This is a genomic window from Sphingomonas sp. 3-13AW (genome assembly GCF_049311085.1).
GTDB lineage: Bacteria > Pseudomonadota > Alphaproteobacteria > Sphingomonadales > Sphingomonadaceae > Sphingomonas.
The window spans coordinates 53,020-73,826 of sequence record NZ_JASNVZ010000001.1 but is presented as its reverse complement, the minus strand read 5'-3'; the positions used below and the strand labels follow the sequence as shown (position 1 = coordinate 73,826).

Here is a 20,807-nt window from a genome sequence, read left to right as displayed (position 1 = left end):
GGCGAATGACCACACGGCTCTCCTGAGCCGTTCCCGCACGTGCGTTCGGAGTACGTGCCACAAAGTAATGTCGATGATCGCTCTTGTAGCTTAGTCCGGTAGAGCAGCCGCCTTGTAAGCGGAAGGTCGGGAGTTCAATTCTCTCCGGGAGCACCATCGACTCAAAGAAATGCCGGCGGTGTGGCTCAGCGGTAGAGCAGGGGAATCATAGTCTCAAGGTCGTAGGTTCAATTCCTACCACCGCCACCATTGTACACGTCCAAGACTCTGCTGCACGGGAGTATAGCTCAGCTGGAAGAGCGTCGGTCTCCAAAACCGAAGGTCCTCGGTTCGAACCCGGGTGCTCACCGCCAGCAACCGTCTTGAAAATCTGGAGGGGCATAGCTCAGCTGGAAGAGCGTCGGTCTCCAAAACCGAAGGTCCTCGGTTCGAACCCGAGTGCTCCTGCCATTAACAACCTCCGCCTATCGACGGCGGAACTTGCCATGGGACAAGACCATGAACGTGTCGGATACAGGAACCGGAATAGAGATCGACCTCGGTCCGGCAGATCCGCGACTCGAAGCTGTATACGCGGCGATCGAAGCAGCCCAAACACCGGGCAAGGAAGGTCCGTTCGGGTTATTCGACTATAGTGACTACGGGGATCCCGTCCCCCATCACGTCCGCGATTTCCGTGATCCACGCAGCGGCACGTACGGCAACTGCGTCTTCAAATCGATCAACCGAGAGGATGCATTCGGGGCTTATGAGCGCTTCACTCGCGAGCATGTAGCGATCGCCGCGGTAACGGCGACGCTACAAGCATTTGGTGTAGCAGTAGACCCGCGCGTCGACCCGCCCTTTCACTCGTCGGAAGCACGATAAGTTCTACGCGGCGCTGCACGTCCCACCGGATTCGTGGCTCGCATGCTCACCAGCGCCTGGTCGCGCCCGGTCCTGAGGTAGGTCAACGGGGAGCGGGGTGAACCCCTCCTTGAACTCCAGCAAACCGGCGCGATGATCCTCTATGCGTGCCGGCGGATCGACAATCTTCCCGCCGAGACGTTCATGGAGCTTTTTTCCGGCGTGCTTCGGCTCGCCGGCGAGCATCGCCATAAAATCGGGACCCCGGGACGCAGAAGCTGCGCACTCCGCAGAGCCCTGGGGCTCGCCAGCAGCAAGCATCATGAGCATGGCGGCAACGATCATCGGGTGTCTCCTTTGTCGCTCCTTTTAGGATGCTTTGTTCTATCCGAAAAGGGGCCGTTTGTGATGCGCTTGCCTGAACAGGATCCAGAACATGATTGACGCGACCACGAAAGCCGACGATCGCGCGGCCTCCCGCTCCGCTCAGTTGGAAGCACCTTCTCACGCGCCGGCAACACCGGGGAACGACGTACCGAACATCGAGGCTGGAAAACTGCGGGCGGAGTGGACGCCGGAAATCGAGGCCCTCCTCAAGGCCGGAGCCTGGGCAGTTTGGTCGGTTAGCGGAGGAAAGGATAGCTCGGCCGCGATGGCCGCGACGATCCCGATGCTGGATGCGATCGGTCATCCGCGTGAGCGCCGCCTAGCCCTTCACGCTGATCTCGGCAGAGCAGAGTGGCGCTCGACCCATGCCCATGCTCAGCGTGTGTGTGACCGCTTAGGTGTTCCGCTGGAGGTGGCTCGTAATCCTACTCACGATATGATCTCAAGGTGGCAGCGTCGCGGCGATCTCGGCCGCATCCGATATGCCGCGTACGAGACCATTCGCCACTTCGGTCCGTGGTCGGCATCCGGGCTCCTCTTCTGCCGAAAGGAGTTGAAGAAGGTCCCCCTTGATGACTTCAAGAAGAAGCTGGGTGCCCCTGTCGTCAGCATCATCGGATTGCGGCGGGAGGAGAGTAGCGGACGGAAGAATACCCCGGTCTGGGCCCAGGACGCCGACCTGAAGGCTAAGCTCAAGCAGGACGCGCTCATCTGGAATCCAATCGCTGCGTGGTCCACCGATGATGTGTTCGCATTCCACCGCGACCGCGACATCCCTTTGCACGAGGCTTATGGCTTTGGAAGCACCCGCCTTAGCTGTGCTTTTTGTGTTCTCGGCAGCCTGAACGACTTGAGCGTGTCAGCAGCTGCCGAGCAGAACCAGGACCTCTATCGCACCCAGGTTGCGATGGAGGCCTCCTACGGATTTTCGTTCCAGCCTACGCGATGGTTAGGAGACATCTCCCCATCCCTTCTTGGCGCTGATCTGCGCACGCGGCTGGCCGCGGCAAAGTTGCTGGCGCAGCGCCGGCGGGAGATCGAATCCGAGATACCTCCTGTCATGCGCTTCAAGCAGGGCGAGTTGCCGATCGTTCCAGACCTCAACATGGCTGAGACCATGGCCGGCATCCGCCGGGAGGTTTCCAGGCTTCATGGCATCGAGGCACGCTACCTCGATGCGGGTGCGATCATCGACAAGACGGTCGAGATCCGCAGGGCCATGATTGCAGCCAGCGAGCGAAAAATTGCGGCGGCCGCTCGAAACGCGGCGAAGAGTCAGGCGAACACATACCTGTACGCGTGATCAAAAACGCTGGTATCCGAAAAGGAACTGAGGGACAATTCCGTCATGGACGCTACCATTCACTATGCCGATGCAGCGGAGGCGGCCGTAACCCGCTCGAGAGCTCTGCGTTGGCTCCTCGATTGGGACGTGCTGGGCGAACAATCGATGTCTCGACAGTTCCATCTTACCCAGGATGCACTGGAGGCAGTCCGCGACGGAGCGCCGCTCCTGGTGACGACGGAGAGAGCAGTTCAAATCGACCGAATGGTTGCCACGCAGTCGTTGCTGTCCGATGGCTACACGCCTGCGAAGATGGCGCAGTGGTTCAAGGCTGGGATCGTCCCCCTGGACGGTCGCAGCTCCGTCGAGCTGCTGTCGAGCGACACAGACGGAACAACTGAGGTCCTGGCGGCTGCCCACACATGGATGGGATGAGGGGCGTCCCGGGATCGCGGACCGTGGAACTGACTCGTCAGACGACGGTCAGATTGATCCCGGCTGCCATTCTTCAGCCCCGTATCCGCCTGGTGGACGGCGATCGTCTGATTACCGGCCCGGCCTTCTCTCTCTCCAATATCACCGAGGAAGCAGCCTCTCCTTCCGAGCATATCAACGTGCCGGTAGAGGGCGTTATCGCTCAGCGGGTGCTCTACTCGTTCGAAGCATCTCGCCAGCAGCTCAATCGCTTCAACGCGCCCGGAGACGACGGCGTCTACTATGCGGGCACCACCCTGCCAGCCAGCATAGCCGAGATTCAGTGGCATCTCGAGAACCCGGCCGGCGCTCCGCAATTCGACCGAACCAGGGCCTATCGAGCTGTTCTTGCCGATCTGCGTGGCACATTCCTCGATCTCCGCCGAGCAGACAGCCCTGCCCTCGTGCCAGACACTGCAACATCCTACCCAGAGGGGCGCCGGATCGCGAAGTCGGCGCGGGAAGGAGGATGGGACGGTATCATTTACCCGAGTGCTCGCCACGTCGAGGGCGTCTGCCTTGCCGCCTTCGACCGGCGCTCGATATCTTCAATTCGCCTCGGGCAAATGCTCGCATTTGAACCATACGAACGGGATGGTCAGATGCGCTATGGCTACCGGAACATCATTCCTCAGCATCTAGTGCGCACGCAGGGCCGCAGCCTGACGCTTTGAACGTGGAAGACTTGCTTCATGACACAACAGACCCCCTCGTTCGTCCAGGTTGTGCCTGCTGACGCAGAAGCAGGTGCCATGATGCGCCCGGATAGCGTCATCGCATTGTTGCAGAGGTACCCAGATCTAGTGCTCCGAGAGGTCCAGCGGCTCGATCGTAGCGTCCACGGGGCGGTCTTTGGGCCGATCCAGCCGGGTAAGGACATCGATAGCTCGCTTTACAGATACGTCCTCTGGCGTATTTGGCAGCCTGGCGGACGGTACCTGGTAGCAGTCATGCTGAACCCGAGCACCGCGACCCATCTGGACGATGATCCCACCATCGATCGCATGACCAAACGAGCACACCAACTCGGTTACCACGGCTTGATCGTCGTCAACGTCTTCGCCTGGCGCGACACACTCCCCAAGGACATGAGGCAGGCAATGGATCCGGTCGGGCCAGCCAACGACGCCGCGATCGACCTGGTTATTGACGATGCGACACTCATCGTCTGCGGATGGGGCGCCAACGGCGACCACTTAGGCCGTGCAGCGGCCGTGGCAACACAACTGGAGAACCGTGGCATTCAGCTCCACTGCCTCGGGATGGTTTCGTCGGGCCATCCGGAGCATCCACTCTATCTGCCCTATTCCAGAAAGCCTGAACCTTGGTCTATTTCTTCCCTCCGGAAATGAAACGCGCCATTGAGCTGGTTCGCTATGAGCGGGACTTTCTTCCTGAGAGCATTGCCCGGCGGGTCCGCACGATCGTCAAGATCCGCAACGGCGCGCTCACGTTGGCACTTGCCCTGTGTGTTTGGCTGCCAATTGCTATCCGGACCCAGACACCGGGCCAATTCCTGTCGATGATGGTCGCGTACCTAACGCTCTGGGCGATCGCGGCCGGCCTGCTTTGGTACGTGGTGGTCCAGACGCGGTACACCGCGATGGAAGTTCTCGAGGAGGTTGCCGAACGACATCCCGATGAGGTGACGAGGCTGGCCAATCTGATGAGAGTGCCCTGGTATAAGCTGCCGTTCGGCCCATGGTACAAAGCGATGTATCTCCCGGCGTTTGTCCGGCGGCGGCTTGAGAGGATCAAAAACCGGTTCTGAAACTGGCCGGCCTTGATTCCGCAGAAGAACGAATGTAGAACATTAACCATCGCGGCCCTGCCCGGAAGGCGGTCTGGCAAAATGGGAAGGTACCCGGAAGCAACGGTCAACCTTTTATTGCCGGAGAATCGAGACTTCTGCGGCGTCCGGGTACAAATTAATCGGGAAGGTTGCTCTTGTGGCGATTTACCAAAGCATCCTATAATACAGCTTCATGGACGCCCCCTCGCAACTTGAAGCCAAGACGGGGCATGCGCCCTCGATCTTTCAGGACAATCCAGGACGCCGTAAGGACGTCATCAGGACGAACCCAACGTCTAGATTCAGACGTTGCGGCCGTAGCGACGGCTCTCGTGATTCACTCGCCCGAAAGGGCGTGAAGCGCTCCGGCATGCCGTCGGGCGCGACGCAGAATAACGATAGAAACGGGGAGAGCATGGACAAGATGCTAGATCTGGACATCGACGCGCTCCTCTTCGGAAGCGGACCGATCCCTGAGGCAGGGATCAACGACGACCTGCCGGGCCTTCTCGACCGGCAAATCGCGCGGGAGGTCGCTCAGTCGACCCGGGTAACCACGCTCCTCATCATGGGAAAACTGGCAGGGCCCAAGTGCCTTCCGAGTCACTGCGACGACCTGTGCCCGAGCTTCAAGCTCATCTCGATGCGCAAGGTCGGTGCCGTGCAGATCGCCATGTTCTCCGTTCCCGTTGAGAGCGAGATGGCGGTGCTTTTCGAGAAGATTGACAATCGTCGGGACATCCAGGCGATCGCCTATGATGCGCAAGGTCGCGCCAAGGAAGCCTACGTTCTTTGATCTGAGCGCCGGCGCCAACGTACCGTCACGACACGGACTGTAACGCCGGACGCTCCTGCGACCCCAACTCCTGCACCCCGAAGGCAACTGCTGCCGACGCCTCGGCGTACTTCTGTTCCAGGGGCAGCATCTTAGAAGAAGCAGAGCTTCCAGCCGGCGCGGCATGTCAACGTGACGTGTGACGTTGTGCTTTTCGTCCGCCCCAAGTGCTAACTGCAATCGAACGGCGCGGCCGCTGATGCAGCAGCGCCGGGGTCCCGGGGCGGGGTAATCTCAATAAACGTAAAGCCGAACATCATGGCGACCGCACTCGCTGCGAACAGAACCGTCTCGCGTGACACGTGGGATCCGCGGCTAGAGCCCTTATCAGAAGGACCCATCAGGGACATGCACCAAGAGAAAGTCGCCGGCCCTATGGGCGGGAAGACGAAAAAGAAGCCTGGGCGCACTGCCCTTCGGACCGCCGGTCAGAAGACGCTGGACATGGCGTCTCAGCTTTCCAGCATCGCAACGCCGGATGCCCGCCTTACCGTTGATATGCCGATCAAAGGCAAGGGGGAGATCCGGTTGGCCCTGACGGACGCATCCAGACGCGTAACGGTCTGGGGGCCGAATATGGACGATGCGCTTCGCCAGCTGATTGGGAAGCTTACCGACTGATAATCCCAGATAGGAAGGCCGCAGCTGACATGTCTCTCACCAAGGCACGAGGCGGGGCGTTCTCAACAGCGCGGCGCCGCTCTCGGCCTGCTGCGTTCTCTACCATCCTCTCGACGATGCCACCCGCTCCCTGGGGCCCAATGAGCATATCCAGATCGTGGTTGACGGTCCGGGAGAAGCCAGGCCGAAACCTGCTTGCCGCGCGGGCGTCTGAACCCGAGTTGTGGATAGCCAGACCCGCATCGCTATATTCGGGGTCCGTCTTGGAATAGCCCTCCTGTGGGCCGATCTGCACGCCCAACCGCGCCGCCATCTCAGGCACATGTTTCCACGTCAGACGCGCAAGAGGCGATACGTCCTCGAAACGGTCCGCCCCACCCCTATCCAGCGAGAGCGCATCACGAACCGCGCGAGCCTTCTGCAATGCTCGCTCCGCTGCCACACGCGGCGATTCAAAACCTTCGGCCTCAAGCAAGGCCAGGTCGACCGTCGCCTGCGTTCTTGCAAGCTGGTCCGAAGGAAGAGGTCCCGCTCCGAATATCCGGGTACGCTCTTCGTCAGACAAACGTCCGATGCGATCCGCGCGGCCACTCAGCTCCGCGAGATCCTCCCGCTCTTGGGTGATGATCGCGGTCTGTACAGCCTCGACCCGCTTTTCCAGATCAACCGGGATAGCGAAGTCCTTCGCCCAAACAGTCGCGAACCGACGTCGCAGAACAGGATCCGAAGCGGCTGCGACGATCTCTGCCTCATCACGCAGTGCTTCCCCGCCGCCTGGGACTGCCTTGGCGAGCTCTGACGCCGAGGGCGACGTCTGCGCCTGAGAACGACCACCAAGAAATCCCATCACGACCAATCTCCTATCCGAAAATGAATGATATCAGCGGCGGTGGTCGTCCGCCACCGTCAGAGTTCAGCGCGGTACCTTGTTTGCAGGCCAGGGGTAACAATCCTCAAGGCGAGAAAGGTCTCGAGATCCACGGTCCGGGAAGGCGGCAGCCCGTGGTCTCTGCGAAAGCGATTGAAGACCACCCGCATCGCCGGCTCCCCCAGGCCAACATCGCGAGAGGCGGTCACATACCCAAGGTGCCGCAGACGCTCCTCAGCCTCCTGGATATCAACAGGCAGGACCGCGTCGTCCGGCAGCAACGTGGCACGATCTTCGAAGGCAGTTCTCCGCTTCTGCAAGTCTTGTTCATTGAACGCGACGATCTCTGAACGGTCAGCCTCGGAGAGCACGCGGAAGGAAAGTGATGAGAGATCAGCACGATCAGGCATGTGGATGGTGAAAGCGGACGGCGACGCCCGAACCGTCTGGAGAGGAACCGCCGCGCTTGTGAGGTAATGCATCTCGTCGTCGTAAGCGTCGATGACCGCAAGAACCTTGCGGCCGTCCGCCAGATCGCGGACTTTGCCCTGGGCGCGGACCACGCCACCATTTCGTTCGTACGTGATACCTTCGAGGACCACGGCGTCGCCCACAGCTCGATCGGCGCGCGCCATCCGCGCGGCGTTCGCTGCCAATAGCTCTTCCCTGGCCCGGGCCTGCAGGGCGGGCCCTGATATCGAAATGCTATAGGGCGCGCTCCGTGGCTGAAGTTTGCCGGGCTCGCGGATTTCCGCGCGAAGGGCCGCTAGCAACTGCCATTCAGCCACGCCCATGGCTCCTAGTAGCAGGGCCGCCAAGATCCACCAAAACAGCTTCATGCAGCGGTTATAGGATGACTCATCCAAAACCGGAACAATGAGATGGGAAACCGAGTAGATGAGTAACTTCCTGATGCAGGCGATCCCCTTCCTGCGCGCCGAAGGAGATCGCCGAACAGGGGAGTTTCTCTCCGCGCTGGAGGAGGTGCTAGAACTCGGCAACCGTTATGTCTTCAAGTCCGGAGGTACAACCGCCCTGGTGGAGGTCAAGGACCTACTGATCGGGCCGAGCGGCATCGGGGCCGTGGGTACACCTCTACTGGTCCCGTTCGATCATCATCTCATGCTCTCGCTGGAAGCCCCCGACCACTTCAGAATGCCCGCACAACCGCCGACGGCGTTCCGAAGAACAGCATTCTGCTTCGTCTCAGGGCCAGACCGGGTTTTTGGCATGATTGCGCGTGACGATGACGTTGAGCCCGGGCGTCACATCCGCGAGGCGCTCACCGACGGACTAAGCACCCTCAAGAAGATGGCATCGTACTTAGGACGCAGTCCATCGGTCACCATTCATCGTCAGCTGCAGGGAGCGAAGCTGACGGAAGGGGTGATCATCGACGAGGATGGCTTCCGCTCACCCTTTGTGGACGAACGCGTGCGCTGGAATGAAGTGCGGATGTGCGAAATCGACGACCGCGTTCGACTGACGTGTCGAGACGCAATCGTCGAAGTCAGCGCCTGATCAGCGCGCCACCAGCACACGCGGCCGAACCACGGCAACCACAGTGGCGCCAGCGGCTGCACCGCTGGTGATGATGGCGGACGAACCAGGAGCGATCGCATCGATCTTCCCTCCACCCAGCGGCGAGCCCGAAAGGTCGAGCGCCATTGTCTGCCGTTCCCACGTCGGCTTGATCGTTATCGACCCCAGCTTCTCACTGCTCTGGCCGCATTGGGTGAGCGGAACCTCCAACGCCCAGCCCTGAGGGCCAGCGACCGTCTGACTGCCCAAATGCGAGACGCGCCCGAAACGCGCCAGGAAGTCAGCGACCTTCTCCGAGGCTACGTAGCCCAGGACAAAACGCTCACCGTCGACCGTTGGCTTTCGCTGCAGCACCGGCGCGATCTCATCAAGAGCCTTCCAGTCCACCGTGGAGGTCTTCTCCAGGCGATAGGTCCATACGTCAAACGCGATCACGTTGGTCGAAGGCGCCAGCCCCTTCCGGATCCGAGCCACAGAGGCAGGCGTCGCATGAAAGGTTACATCCTCCGCGCCAAGCGCCACCTCCGTCGCGCCATAGCCGCGCAGAGCATCCAGGAGTGCAAGAGTGGCATCCCGGCCCGCCGGACGCTGAAAGCGCCACGGAGCCGGGGCTACGGGCTTCGAGATGCGAAGCACTTTGCCATCGAAAGAGGGCGCGCCACCCGCGCTGTGCGCCAAGCGGGTTACGACGGATGTCAGAGAGGCGGCTTCCCCGTTCCAGGAGACGGGTGCGAGGCCGCTATCCGCCTCAACCCGGAAGCCACCCTCGGCGCCCAGTTGGCTGAGTGCTTCGGCCACCGGCATGCCGCTGACGGTCCAACCGTCCACCATCATCCGCGGGAGTGGCATCATAACCGGGGCGGGCGCCGGCCCGCCGGTCACTCCGCCACTCAGCGTGGAAGCGTTTCGGGCGAGCAGTGGGGCGTCCTCGGTCACCGCACAGCGCAGAGCCATTTCCGGCTGCGGAGCAGCGGCCGAGGTCGCTGCCAACAAGAGCAATCCCCACATTACGCGGCCCCCATTGCCTTGAGGATGCGGTCCAGCCGTTTGGAGTCACGCGCGCATAGCATCAGGCGCGACGCATCCGACCCTAGAGCGGCCGCCGTGAAATCAGAAGCGAGCGGGGCGCTGGTCACCAGCAGCACCGCAACCGTGTCCATCATCGGATTTGCAGTGAAGGCGGGGCGGAGGACCCCCCGCTTGATGCCCTCCACAAGCGGCATGCGATGCTCGCCCAAGGTGATCTCATTTGCTTCGACAATCGCGTCCGGCAGATCGATGGCGAGCATATCCTCACGGTCATTGCGACCGAGATATGCTTTGAGATCCACACTCGCCTCGAAGGGGCGCATACGATCGCTCAGGATCTCCGAGATATCCTGCTCGACACCGCCTTCCTCGTCATCAGTGTTCGACGCACCGCCGTCGGCAAGCGACGCCTCAAGTTCCCGGACCCGAGCGGCCAATCCCTCAGCGGTAAGGATAGCGGCATCGGCAGCCGCCTGCCGCTCTGCAGCGCTCCGTTCAGCCGCTGCCGCCCGCCTTGCAGCCTCTTCATTCGCCCGACGCAGTTCCTCGGCTTCTCGCTCCTGCTGCTCGAGCCGAGCCTGCAGGTCCAAAAGCTCCTGAGAAGGCGCTGGATCGCTCGGTGCAGCTTCACTCATGTGTCGGCGAACCTCATCGCGAGCTTCTTCTGCGACCACGGCCATCCTGCGCTTGTTCCATGCCTCAACCAGGCGGCGCAGTTCTTCGCCCCGAAGGCGCACTTTCTCGACAGCGCGAACGAACTCGCGTTCTTGCTCATCTGCCAGTCGCGCGTTCAGCTCATCGCCGATGGCATCCTCGGTCAGCCCGCACGCGACGGCTACCCGTGCAATGAGATCGCGGGCAATCTCACCATTGCGGACGCTGATATCTGCCTGCAGCTTCTGCCCTGGAGCGGACAGCTCGTCGACCACGTCCGGCTGCGACCCCTTCTCAGCTTCCCAGTCCTTGAGGAAAGCGATCTTCTGAGCAACATACTCGTGGTGATCTCGCGACATAATGGCGTGACCGTCGGCGATGCTCGCGATCGCTGCCATGATCTCCTCAGTGGCAAAACGACGCGGTAACACCGTGACGAACGGGCCAGTATCCGTCTGAGGAAGGCCAGCGAAAAACGCGGAGACGCGCAGGTTCCGCTCATTCTCTTCGTTCTCGCGAGCCTGGTGCTCGAGGGCCACGCGCTCACGCTCGACGCGCTCAGCTTCTTCACGCTGTGCGAGCTCTGCGGCCGCTTCCGCTTCGCGACGTTCATCAGCTTTGATCGCCGCATTACGCTGGACCATCATCGCAAAATGCTCCGCCATCTCCTTGTTGAAGACGTCCGAATCCTTCGGAGCATCAGGGGTCCACTGACCATCCACGCCCTTCTGGAAAGTGCGGGCATCCGCACGCGGCTCCTGTGCCGGCTCAGGCACGTTAACCCGCCGCGTAGGAGCGTCAACGGCGACATCCGACGGCTTCGGCGCCTTAGCGGGAGCAGGCTCCTGGGGTGCGGGCGGAGCCTGGGGGTTTGTGCCTGCAAAGCCAGCCCCACGCATCGCCGCATCGACGGTTCCTGAGAAGCGATCGAGAACGCCAGGACCCTTCGCGGGCAGAGGCAGAGCCGTCTTGAGGCGGCCGGCGCGCAGGCCGGTAAGGTTCTGCTCGAACCATGGATCGAGACGGATCGAGTTCTCAAGGATTTCACGAGCCTGCGGCGTGTCCACCCGGTCCACTAGTTCCTGCATGTCTCCGGCAGCGGCCATGAACGCGCTGAGAATACGCTGGTACTCGTGCGGACGCTCGAACATATCCTTCTGCACCAGTTCGACGCGCTTCTCGTAGAGGGTCTGGAGACGGGTCATGTCCGACGGCTTTTCACCGAGCAAGGCACGAACCTTTTCCCGCAGCGCGGTCATAACCTTTGGCGGCAGGTTCAGAAGAGAGACGATGTCATCCCCCTCGAACATCTCGATTGTGGACACCCCCTGCAGGCGATCCAGTTCACGCAGCTTCTCGATCTTCAATTTATCAGCGAGTGCGCTGTTTCCGAGGATGGATACCCGCGCGCTGGCATACGGAGTGGGATAGCGCCTCATTTCAGCTTCATTGCTTTCATTCCCGGGGATAGCGACCTCGAACGAGACGTTTTCGCCTTCGGCGGTGACAGCGCTGATCTCGTTCGGACGTTCTCCGCTCGAAGGCGCCGCTACGGCCGAGGTCCGGACCGGAGCGGGTTGAAGGATGCCCTTCTCAAAGTCTTCGGCATCGCCTTCGACATGCGCCTCGGTGGTCGACGCATGCGGTGCCGGAGCCCCCAAAGGCACGCGGCCTGAAGCAGCACCGCGGAGATGCTCCATCGCATCGACAAGCATCGCCCCTGCAGATGAAAGGCCATGATTGCTGTCGCTGTCGGCCATGTTCGAATTGCTCCCCATGATGGTTCCTTCCGCCCGAGCGTTCATCTCGGCGGGCTTCACGGCACTACGTCCGCGCGCCTGGTCTTTAAGCTTCAGGTCCTGGCTTAGAGTGATCAGAACCTCGCCGCCGTCGAGGGTCCTTAGTTCTTCATAATCCTCGTCGGTCAGACGAATCAGCTTGTTCTTGCTGATGTTCACGAAGACATCGACCTGGGCTTCGCGGGACATGACCGCAAACAGGTCAATCATCTTGCCCAGCTCCTCGCGCGCCCGGCGCCTGCGCCCACGCGATGCTTCAGGATTCACCTGAGGAGCAGAAACGATCGGAGCCGGCGCATCCACCTTCTCGGTAATGTCAGCAAGCGCCGTAGATGGGCTCATCAGGGTCGCATGCGACACACCGGGCTCATCTTCCTGCCTACTACCGGCCAGATCCATGGAGTCGGACGAATGCAGGACGACCTCGTCCTCATGTGAGACTGCACCAGCCGACTCCTCCACAGGGTTCGGTACGGCCAGAGTCCCGCCAAACATTGCGCCCAGATCGGGACCATCGGCCAATCCAGCGAGCAATTCGGCGTCCTGGCTGTCCACATGCCCAGCCAGATCCGCAACTCGCTGCGCAGCATCATCGGCATCCGGCTCGGCCTCCGACGGCTCCATTTTGGCGAGGGATACGGCTTCACTTTCTGTCTGTGCGCTTCGTGCCCGAACCCCGCCGAAAACAACGGCGCGTCGCCCGTCGAACTCACTGCGACGAGCGAGATCGTCTACTTCGGCGCGGCTAACCCCGACCTTCTCGAACTCCGAGAGGACGTCCTCCTGCCGCTGTCTTCGGACATCTTCGCTGCGCTTGAACGTCCAGAGTTCAAGCGCGTTGACGAAGGCCTTGCCCAGTGCCTTCGAAGCCAGGCGCCCAGCCGCCACCCAGACGATAGTGGCGATCACAGCTCCGCCCACCACCACCTTTGGCACTGCCTCGCCGCTCTCCCAGCCTTCGGCTGCGGCCGACCACCACGACGGGCTGAGCGGCCATACTCCGAACGCAAAACCAAACACCGCTCCGACAACCGCCCAGTAGAGGAGCGAGAAGAGGGAAAACCGGACGGCCCCGAACGACGAACCGACGAGCATGCCCAAAAGCGCGACGCCGGAAACGAAGTTGAAGGGTATGCCAAAAGTTGCCTTGGCGACGCAGAACACGGCAAGGCCAAGGAGCATCTGTGCAAATCGAATGGCTATCTCGCCGACAAGCCCGTACCCGTCCTTCTTATCACGAAACTTCGCCACACGACGGACGGACTTCCGCGCCCACCCGGCAACGCCGAGGTCAGCGTCCTCGATGGACTTGTCACGCATCTCGGCGGACACATTCGAATGCTTCATCTGCAGTGTCCTCAGGCGGCTTTGTTCTGATCATCGTTGCCCATCGGGGCTCCGTCCGGCGACTGGCTCGCCTCGAGGCCCGCGGCTTCGGTGGACGTGCTGGGGGGCAAAGCCGCGCCTCCTGCTCCAGGTGCGGCAGGTGGAGCTACCTGCCGGCCGGAGGTCCCCTTCCCCTGGTCATCCGCTACATTCGCCCCGGTTGCACCCGGCTGCTCCTTCGGCTGAGGCTCAGGATCACCGTCTTCGCCGTCCGCACCGAGCAGGAGAGCCTGGATGAGGGCAGCCCGCTGGTCCGCGTCACCTTTCGCTGCAGCCCTGATGCCCTTCTGGATGACCTGATCAAGCTTGGCGTTCTCAGCGGCGCGAGAACGTTGAACCTGTTTGAGCTTCTCGCGGTTTTCCAGAAGCGTCCGTTCCGCACGCTCGATCGCAGCGAGCACCTTGCCCTCTTCCTTGACGAGCTCCGCGACTTTCGCGTGCTGGTCCGCGAGTTCCTTCTTCGAGAAGCCCTTCTTAGCGCTCATGACGATAGCTCACCTGACGTGGATAAACGGTTTACGGATGGGTTATAGGATGACGCGTCAAAGAGCGCCACCTCACCCAAAACCAATTCTGAACAGGAGAACGCAGAAGTGCTCAGCAGCCCTCTCGAATTCGACGACGAAGACGAACTCTCCTATGCCCGAGGCCTGCCACCTTCTGTATGCCTAACCTTTGATCCCGACCGATGGGAGGGGCTCGAATGGGCGCGCCGAAAAGGTCATTGGGCCTGTAACCAGCGCCCGCCTGAGATCGAAGGAGCATGGTTCGTCGACCTGGGCGACGCCTGTTCGCTGCTGGGAATGAAAGGGGCACAGTACCTGCATAGTGACCGCCACATGCTAAGCGACTTCCCCGATCAGCACGGACACTGCTGGAACGCAGTCGTGGACGTTGACGGCGATCAGATGCTCCTCGTACGGGAAACCGAAGACGCCTACCGCCACCATCGACTGGAAGTCGGCGCTCTTATATACTTCAATGCCTACCAGACGCACCTCGTCTCACGTAGCGACCCCCAGGATCGCTGCGTCATCGTGCAAGTTGGCGGCATCGGCCCTGACGAGCCCGAACGCGCTCTCGAAGCAATGGGGAAGGCGCTTGAGCAAGCATGCGCCGGACGTGTCCGGAGAGCCGCTGCCTAAAGCGCCAAAGAGAGCAACGTCCCGCGGCCCGGCCGGTGCGCGTCGACCAAGCGGGGCGGGGCAGAGTCGAAGTATTGTATCAAGGAAAAGCAGATGTCCTATAAGCCAGTCGCGCAGCGCAAGAAGAGCAGCAGCGCGGTGTTCACGATCCTCCACGTCGATCACCGGCATCAGAAGAATGGTGTGAAGAGCGCGACTCTCCGGTGCACGACAAGCGTCGACGGCACCGAGATGCCTTTCAATGTTTTCGTCAACGGCGGAAACTTCGAAGCGATGGTTCCACACATGTACACCGGGCGAAGCCTGATGCTCGAAGGCGTGTACTCTCAGAGCAATACTTTCGTGTGCAAGAAAGTGCTCGAAGACGTCACTCAGCAGCTAAGGGCGGCGTGACCTTGCCCTTGGATCAGTTGTGGAGACCGTAATGTCGATCGACCAAGCACATGGCGAGATTGAGCAGGCTGCACGCCTCCTCGACGCTCACCCCGACTATCGAGTGTTGCGCCGCCTGACAGAGCGCCCGCTGCTCACCCGGATGCCGTTGGGCGCCAAGAAAGCGGTCGTGCTCGACGTTGAAGCAACTGGGATCGACATCTCCAAGGACGAGATCCTCGAACTTGGAATGGTGTCCTTTGCATACTCTCCCGAAGGTGAGATTCTAGGTGTGCTGGGTGTCTGCTCGTGGTTCAACGAGCCGAGCTCCCCGATCACGGCCGAAATTACAAAGCTGACGGGGATCACAGACGAGATGGTGCGGGGCGCTACGATCGACCCCGCGGAGGTAGAGGAATTCGCCGGCGACGCTGATCTCATCATCGCGCATAACGCTGCGTACGACCGACCCATGGTAGAGCGGTTCTGGCCGATCTTCGTGTCGAAGTGCTGGGCCTGCACCATGACTGAGATCGACTGGAAATCCGAAGGGTTCGAGGGGATGAAGCTCGGTCTTCTTCTGATGCAGTCGGGCCTATTCCACACCGGTCACAGGGCGACCTCCGACTGCCACGCAGCGATCGAGCTCCTGGCGCGGCCTCTGCCCGGTTCCGGGCGCAGCGGCATGTCCCTCCTCCTTGAACGCGCTCGCCGCACCCAGATCAGGATCAGCGCGGTCGGCGCGCCGTTCGAAGCCAAGGACCTCCTGAAACAGCGAGGATACCGTTGGACGGGTCAAGAACGCGAGCCGCAGAAGGCTTGGCAAATGGATGTCCTGCGGGAGGAGGCAGAAGCCGAGCTGACGTTCCTCCGGAACGAGGTCTATCGCGGCAGGCGAGATCCACTATGCTCCCGGGTCAGCGCCTTCTCACGATACTCGACCCGGGTTGAAGCGACAAACGTAGCGACGGAGATCTGAAATCTGGTAGCATCCGTTTACGGATGAAATGGGGCCGACCGGCAGCTGCCACGGCTCAAGGAGAACACATGAAGGTTGCTAGCGATCTCGATCACGTTCTGTGCGACCTCGTTGGCCAGGCGCGCGTCGTCCTGGCAGACGACTTGGGGGTGCCGGCTGAGGAGATCGTGCAAACCTTCGTCTATCACAACGCTCTCTCGCACCCCGATCCTGCGGTTAACGCGCGGATACGCATAGATCACGCATTTTGGGAGCGTGACGAGGTAATGCGTGACGCGCTGCCGATGCCTGGCGCAATCGAGGCCGCCTGGAGGCTCTATGATGCAGGGCTCCTGAAGGCGTACGTCACACGCCGCGGCCCCAGCACTGCTCGAGCAACGCTCGAGTGGCTGCGCCGCGACTTTCCGCCTGTTCCGGCCCACTTTGTCGGAACGAGCGACCCGAAGACCTCCTATGCCGCGTGTAAAACAGCGGCGTGCGTTAGAAGTGGTGCGACGGTCCTCATCGACGACAGCTACAACGAAGTCGAAAGGGTAGTCGACGCCGGGTTGTCAGCCATCCTGCTTGACGCGCCGGTCGGCAGAGACGCCCGCCGCCTGTTTTCGGCGACCCGCCCGGACATATTGTGCCTACCCTCTGTGACCGAGGCAGTTGATCACATTCTGGCAATGCAAGATGCCGCCGGACAGTAAGAAGTGCCGGACGCTGGGAACCAAGCGCGCCTCATAATTACACGAAAAATTTCCTTCGAAAGGGACACAGAAATGAAGATCAATATCGATCGCTCGGTGCTGCTACGCGCGCTGACCCACGCAAACTCGGTCGTCGAAAAGCGGACCACCATCCCGATCCTATCCAACGTGATGCTGCACGCCGATAGCGGCCGACTGACCTTGACCGCTACGGACCTGGACATCCAGATAACCGAGCACGTCGTTGCGGAGGTTGAACAGGCAGGGTCGACCACGGTCGCTTCCGGCACCCTGACCGACATCGTTCGCAAGCTGCCTGACGGGTCGCGCGTGCAGATCGCCGTCGAGGGATCTCAGTTGATCATCACCGCCGGCCGGTCCCGCTTCAAGCTGAACGTACTCCCGGTCGATGACTTCCCAGTCATCGCATCCGGGGATCTTCCTGACCAGATCGATATCACCGCAAGCCAATTGTCGGAGATGATCGACGATACGCGCTTCGCGATGTCGGGCGACGAGACCCGCTACTACCTCAACGGCATCTACTTCCACGTAGAGGACAAGATGCTGAAGGCGGTAGCAACCGATGGTCACCGCCTGGCACTGTCGGCGGTGGCCTACGAAGGGCAGAACGTGAACGGCATCATCGTTCCGCGCAAAACGGTCGCCGAAGTCCGCAAGCTGCTGAGCGAAGTGGATGGGGTTCTGCAGGTCCACCTGTCAAACGCCAAAATCCGCTTCGACCTGGGCGAGGTCACTCTCACCTCGAAGCTCGTTGACGGGACGTTTCCCGACTACACCCGGGTCATCCCGAAGAGCAACGACAAGGTGATGCTGACGGACGTGTCCTCACTGAAGGTGGCCGCGGAGCGCGTGTCGATCGTCTCAAGCGACAAGACCCGCGCCCTCACCATGAACGTTCGCCACACTGCCGTCGAGTTGAGCGTGGTCAGCCCGGAAAACGGCACTGCTACTGACGAAATCTCGGCAGAATGCCAAAACGAACTCCGGATCGGCTTCAACGCTCGTTACCTGCAGGACATCCTGAGCCAGGTCTCCACGGATCAAGTGGAGTTCCACTTCGGAGATGAGTCGTCGCCAGTCCTCATCAAGCAGAAGGAAGCGGCCAACGATGACCGTGAGAAGACTTTTATTCTTATGCCAATGCGCGTGTAGCTGGCGGTCATAGTTGTGAAGTGTAAGGTTGGGCGGCTTAGCTTCAGGTTTGTTTAAACCTCAACTGTCCGCTCACCTTCTGTAGCCTGATATCCATTGCTGGAGCCTTCGCTGCTCCCAGTGCTTTTCAGGATATCCACTCTTCATCGGACCACGGCTCATTCGAAAGACGCGCAGCAAAGGCGTCCCGTAGCTCATCCTCGGTTTGCCACTCCGCATCCTCATCCATACCCTCGATGATCGACTTTACGATCCGAGGGCGCCTGGTGACGCTTGGCGAAGAGCGCCAGGCCAAATCCGCAAAGAAGCTCGCCACGAACCTCGGAGCTACGGCGGGGTCCTGCCATACGTCGAACATCGGGGCGAACGTCATCAGCCGGGCATGCCGCCGCTGGAACGCGGGATCGGACAAGCTTTGCGTGCGGGACGTGATGTAGCGGGCGAAGGCGGCGTCGCGATCGCGGACCGGCCTGATCTCGATCCCAAGGTCGCTCAGATACTGATCCATCGATTCCACGTAGGCACGAAAGGCATCGAACGCGCGCGCTCTCCCTCCCTCTGCCACCAGCGCCTCACCGATCGCGGCCAGACGAGCGCACCGGCTGTCCTCTCGCTGCCTCACCGCAGCCTCAGCCTCTTCTTTGTAGACGCGCGGCATCCACATGCCGAAGAGCGTGTCCATGCCCAAGGACCGAAAGCGGGTTCGCGTCTCCGCGCTGTCGCCATCTACGTCGTCCTCCACTGGCAGAGCGAGCGCGCTACGGAGCCCGAATCCGAAGCCCTCTGTCTTTGGGCTTGCGTGCTGAACCCCACTGCCCTCGCCGAGGCGAGCGTCAATCCGCCTCCGATCTTCTGGCGAGAGCCGGTAGGCGTCGAACGTAAACAGCCGCTGCGCTGGCGGACGGTGACAAAGGAACCCATCCAGAAGAAACTCCCGAATGGTCGTCGCCGGCGCGGGTTTTGGCACGACCCCCTCGACAGACTGCGCACAAGCGAAGACGGCTTCTATATAGCTCGAGAGCCCCGGGTGCCGCCCTGCTATTCTCACCATCAGTTCGTGCCGGGCGCTGCCGGGATTAGCCGACCCAACAAACCACGACGGGCGGGTAGTTCGCAGGAACCGAAACAGCTTGGTGTGAAAATGAACAGGGGAGCGCCCCACCACCGCCACTTCTATGTCACGGTAGCCGAGGCGATGCAGTCGCTCACGCACATCCTGCATGTCCCGGAAGATCTGCGGGAGAGTCACCGTGGCATCGGAGCCTACTGCGATCCGCACCTTGCAGGCCCGGCGGCGGCGAGCTGGCAGGTTCCTAAAGAGCCCTACTAGCCATTCCCTCTGATAGTAGCCGCCGAGCACGGTGATCTCCGTCGCATCGGCCGCTGCGTCAAAAAGCGCTTCGTCGAGGTCGATCACGGTTACCCCGTCAGCTTCGAGCCCGACTGCGTCGGCACGTCCAAGATAGATTTGGTCAGCTGCCACTCTCACGCTCTCCCCCTGAGCAGCGACATTGAATGCATCCAGCGCGATGTAAAGTGGTTAAGCCTCGGCACCCAGCCATCAATACAGATGGCCCGGATCTCGTCGCGTGGTGTCGCGGTGTGCCGAGATACCTATACGCCCTGGATCTCTGCAAAACGACATATCTGATCGGCTGTTTGCAATGCACGGCCTGCCATACACCGAAGGAGTTCCTATGATCTGCAAGACCACTCGACCTCAGCGATTGGCGATCCTTCGCCTCTTCAAGCGCAACCCGGACGGATCGCCGAACTATCGTCACTTCCGCCGCCGCGTAACCCGATCGCTCGACTGGATCGGCCTGACCATCGGCGGGATCTATTACGGCATCGAAGAGGACGGCTACGTTCACACATGACAGTGACGACGCGCCCATTCCATCCTACAATGCCGTCTATGGCATCCTCGACCTCATCCCCACTCAAGACCGCCCTGAGCGTGGTCATCATGGTCGCTATCATGGCCGCAGCCTTCCACGGGCTGTCCAAGGTTCTCAGCGAGGTGTCCTTCGACGAGATCCGCGCGGCTATGTCCCGCGTCGGGTGGGGAAGGATCGCGATTGCCACATGTTTCGGGATTGCGAGCTATCTGGTGCTCACCGGATACGACGTAATTGCACTCAAGACCATTGGTCGTCCCCTGCCTTGGAGGCAGGCCGCCAAGGCATCCTTCGTCAGCTACAACCTCAGCCACAATCTCGGGTTTGCCGTTCTGACCGGTGCGGTCGCACGGTTCCGTATCTATAGCGCCGCCGGCTTGAATGTAGCCGATATCGCCAAGATCACGGTGCTCACCGGCGTTTCATTCTGGGTTGGGGTCCTGCTGATGCTCGGACTCTGCCTGGTCTTTATCCCCGATGTAGCATCGCTGGCCGGCTACAGCATCGGCCACGGAGCGCAGGCAGCAATCGGGATCGCGATCGTCAGCCTGAATGCGTTGTATCTCGCGATACTCTCGCGTGGCGTGAAGGAGCTGGGCTTTCGCCGGTGGCGCGTTCCTCTCCCAACTGCGCGGAGGGGTGTTGCTCAATGCGGCCTCTCCGTTCTTGACCTCTTCTTTGCCGCCTCGGTTTTGGCCGTCCTCATGCCGGGGGTGGACATCTCGCTCTATCCGCAAGTGCTCGTCGCGTATGTCGCGGCATTCGTCACCGTGATGATCACTCACACGCCAGGGGGCGCAGGCGTTCTTGAGTTTGTGGTGGTGATGCTCATACCGGGGGTGGATAAGGCTGAGGTAATTGCCGCCCTCATCCTCTTCCGGTTGGTCTACCACATCGGGCCATTCTTGCTCGCCGTTGGCCTTCTTGTTGCACATGAGACCACCCATCGTCGCTCGAAGGGGGCCGGGAAACAGGGCCTTCCGCAAACGGCTGAACCGCAGGTCGCCGGCTAAGCACGCGACTT

At 61.1% G+C, this 20,807-nt stretch carries 23 protein-coding genes and 4 tRNA genes; 21 read left to right on the top strand and 6 right to left on the bottom strand.

Annotated features, from left to right (window positions below; all coding sequences use genetic code 11):
* Positions 1–79 precede the first annotated feature (79 nt).
* The 13 genes from QP045_RS00465 to QP045_RS00405 all read left to right on the top strand — a co-directional run bounded on the left by QP045_RS00465 (position 80) and on the right by QP045_RS00405 (position 6,240).
* Positions 80–156 (top strand) — tRNA-Thr (locus QP045_RS00465).
* A gap of 18 nt (positions 157–174) precedes the next feature.
* Positions 175–249, top strand: a tRNA-Met gene (locus QP045_RS00460).
* Between the two features lie 27 nt (positions 250–276).
* Positions 277–353, top strand: a tRNA-Trp gene (locus QP045_RS00455).
* A 21-nt stretch (positions 354–374) separates the two neighbouring features.
* Positions 375–450 (top strand) — tRNA-Trp (locus tag QP045_RS00450).
* Between the two features lie 48 nt (positions 451–498).
* Positions 499–867: a hypothetical protein gene (locus QP045_RS00445; RefSeq protein WP_422512987.1), complete on the top strand. Its 369-nt coding sequence runs from the start codon at positions 499–501 to the stop codon at positions 865–867.
* A gap of 132 nt (positions 868–999) precedes the next feature.
* The gene (locus QP045_RS00440) at positions 1,000–1,290 is read left to right on the top strand and encodes a hypothetical protein (RefSeq protein WP_422512986.1); all 291 of its coding nucleotides are present in this window, start codon (positions 1,000–1,002) and stop codon (positions 1,288–1,290) included.
* Entirely contained in the window at positions 1,283–2,536 is a 1,254-nt protein-coding gene (locus tag QP045_RS00435; protein WP_422512985.1) for a phosphoadenosine phosphosulfate reductase family protein, read from the top strand. The genes QP045_RS00440 and QP045_RS00435 overlap by 8 nt, the downstream gene beginning before the upstream one ends.
* Before the next feature lie 45 nt (positions 2,537–2,581).
* Positions 2,582–2,953 carry a hypothetical protein gene (locus tag QP045_RS00430; protein WP_422512984.1) on the top strand — a complete coding sequence of 124 codons (372 nt, stop codon included), beginning with the start codon at positions 2,582–2,584 and terminating at the stop codon, positions 2,951–2,953.
* Between the two features lie 23 nt (positions 2,954–2,976).
* On the top strand, positions 2,977–3,666 hold the full coding sequence (locus QP045_RS00425; protein ID WP_422512983.1) for an RES family NAD+ phosphorylase: 690 nt from the start codon (positions 2,977–2,979) through the stop codon (positions 3,664–3,666).
* 18 nt (positions 3,667–3,684) lie between these two features.
* A complete protein-coding gene (locus tag QP045_RS00420) occupies positions 3,685–4,344 on the top strand; it encodes a DUF1643 domain-containing protein (RefSeq protein ID WP_422512982.1) in 660 nt (219 codons plus the stop codon).
* Entirely contained in the window at positions 4,341–4,763 is a 423-nt protein-coding gene (locus QP045_RS00415; protein ID WP_422512981.1) for a hypothetical protein, read from the top strand. Before QP045_RS00420 ends, QP045_RS00415 begins: the two co-directional genes overlap by 4 nt.
* 214 nt (positions 4,764–4,977) lie before the next feature.
* Positions 4,978–5,580, top strand: a complete 603-nt coding sequence (locus QP045_RS00410; RefSeq protein ID WP_422512980.1) for a hypothetical protein — start codon at positions 4,978–4,980, stop codon at positions 5,578–5,580.
* A 483-nt stretch (positions 5,581–6,063) separates the two neighbouring features.
* On the top strand, positions 6,064–6,240 hold the full coding sequence (locus tag QP045_RS00405; protein WP_422512979.1) for a hypothetical protein: 177 nt from the start codon (positions 6,064–6,066) through the stop codon (positions 6,238–6,240).
* On the opposite strand, the gene QP045_RS00400 is transcribed toward QP045_RS00405, so the two are convergent.
* Both QP045_RS00400 and QP045_RS00395 read right to left on the bottom strand, forming a co-directional pair.
* Positions 6,230–7,090 (bottom strand): hypothetical protein, encoded by an 861-nt coding sequence (locus QP045_RS00400; RefSeq protein ID WP_422512978.1) that lies wholly within the window; start codon positions 7,088–7,090, stop codon positions 6,230–6,232. The two genes, QP045_RS00405 and QP045_RS00400, sit on opposite strands and share 11 nt — an antisense overlap.
* 56 nt (positions 7,091–7,146) lie before the next feature.
* The gene (locus QP045_RS00395) at positions 7,147–7,947 is read right to left on the bottom strand and encodes a hypothetical protein (RefSeq protein WP_422512977.1); all 801 of its coding nucleotides are present in this window, start codon (positions 7,945–7,947) and stop codon (positions 7,147–7,149) included.
* A gap of 58 nt (positions 7,948–8,005) precedes the next feature.
* Here QP045_RS00395 and QP045_RS00390 point away from each other — a divergent pair, with 58 nt between their 5' ends.
* Positions 8,006–8,629, top strand: coding sequence for a hypothetical protein (locus QP045_RS00390; RefSeq protein ID WP_422512976.1), 624 nt, complete (start codon positions 8,006–8,008; stop codon positions 8,627–8,629).
* Here QP045_RS00390 and QP045_RS00385 read toward each other — a convergent pair whose 3' ends face one another.
* The 3 genes from QP045_RS00385 to QP045_RS00375 are packed head-to-tail and all read right to left on the bottom strand — an operon-like array spanning position 8,630 to position 14,003.
* Positions 8,630–9,604, bottom strand: a complete 975-nt coding sequence (locus QP045_RS00385) for a hypothetical protein (protein WP_422512975.1) — start codon at positions 9,602–9,604, stop codon at positions 8,630–8,632.
* A 53-nt stretch (positions 9,605–9,657) separates the two neighbouring features.
* Positions 9,658–13,479: a hypothetical protein gene (locus QP045_RS00380; protein ID WP_422512974.1), complete on the bottom strand. Its 3,822-nt coding sequence runs from the start codon at positions 13,477–13,479 to the stop codon at positions 9,658–9,660.
* Between the two features lie 11 nt (positions 13,480–13,490).
* The gene (locus tag QP045_RS00375; protein ID WP_422512973.1) at positions 13,491–14,003 is read right to left on the bottom strand and encodes a hypothetical protein; all 513 of its coding nucleotides are present in this window, start codon (positions 14,001–14,003) and stop codon (positions 13,491–13,493) included.
* 108 nt (positions 14,004–14,111) lie between these two features.
* Here QP045_RS00375 and QP045_RS00370 point away from each other — a divergent pair, with 108 nt between their 5' ends.
* The 5 genes from QP045_RS00370 (at position 14,112) to dnaN (ending at position 17,882) form a co-directional block, all read left to right on the top strand.
* Positions 14,112–14,663, top strand: a complete 552-nt coding sequence (locus QP045_RS00370) for a hypothetical protein (RefSeq protein WP_422512972.1) — start codon at positions 14,112–14,114, stop codon at positions 14,661–14,663.
* 93 nt (positions 14,664–14,756) lie between these two features.
* Positions 14,757–15,056, top strand: coding sequence for a hypothetical protein (locus QP045_RS00365; protein ID WP_422512971.1), 300 nt, complete (start codon positions 14,757–14,759; stop codon positions 15,054–15,056).
* A gap of 31 nt (positions 15,057–15,087) precedes the next feature.
* The gene (locus QP045_RS00360) at positions 15,088–16,014 is read left to right on the top strand and encodes a 3'-5' exonuclease (protein ID WP_422512970.1); all 927 of its coding nucleotides are present in this window, start codon (positions 15,088–15,090) and stop codon (positions 16,012–16,014) included.
* Positions 16,015–16,082: 68 nt separating this feature from the next.
* Positions 16,083–16,706: a 5' nucleotidase, NT5C type gene (locus QP045_RS00355; protein WP_422512969.1), complete on the top strand. Its 624-nt coding sequence runs from the start codon at positions 16,083–16,085 to the stop codon at positions 16,704–16,706.
* A 72-nt stretch (positions 16,707–16,778) separates the two neighbouring features.
* Positions 16,779–17,882 carry a DNA polymerase III subunit beta gene (dnaN, locus tag QP045_RS00350; protein ID WP_422512968.1) on the top strand — a complete coding sequence of 368 codons (1,104 nt, stop codon included), beginning with the start codon at positions 16,779–16,781 and terminating at the stop codon, positions 17,880–17,882.
* A 127-nt stretch (positions 17,883–18,009) separates the two neighbouring features.
* Here dnaN and QP045_RS00345 read toward each other — a convergent pair whose 3' ends face one another.
* Entirely contained in the window at positions 18,010–19,299 is a 1,290-nt protein-coding gene (locus tag QP045_RS00345; protein WP_422512967.1) for a hypothetical protein, read from the bottom strand.
* Between the two features lie 280 nt (positions 19,300–19,579).
* Here QP045_RS00345 and QP045_RS00340 point away from each other — a divergent pair, with 280 nt between their 5' ends.
* Entirely contained in the window at positions 19,580–19,762 is a 183-nt protein-coding gene (locus QP045_RS00340) for a hypothetical protein (protein WP_422512966.1), read from the top strand.
* A 38-nt stretch (positions 19,763–19,800) separates the two neighbouring features.
* The gene (locus tag QP045_RS00335) at positions 19,801–20,796 is read left to right on the top strand and encodes a lysylphosphatidylglycerol synthase transmembrane domain-containing protein (RefSeq protein WP_422512965.1); all 996 of its coding nucleotides are present in this window, start codon (positions 19,801–19,803) and stop codon (positions 20,794–20,796) included.
* The last annotated feature ends 11 nt before the right edge of the window (positions 20,797–20,807 follow it).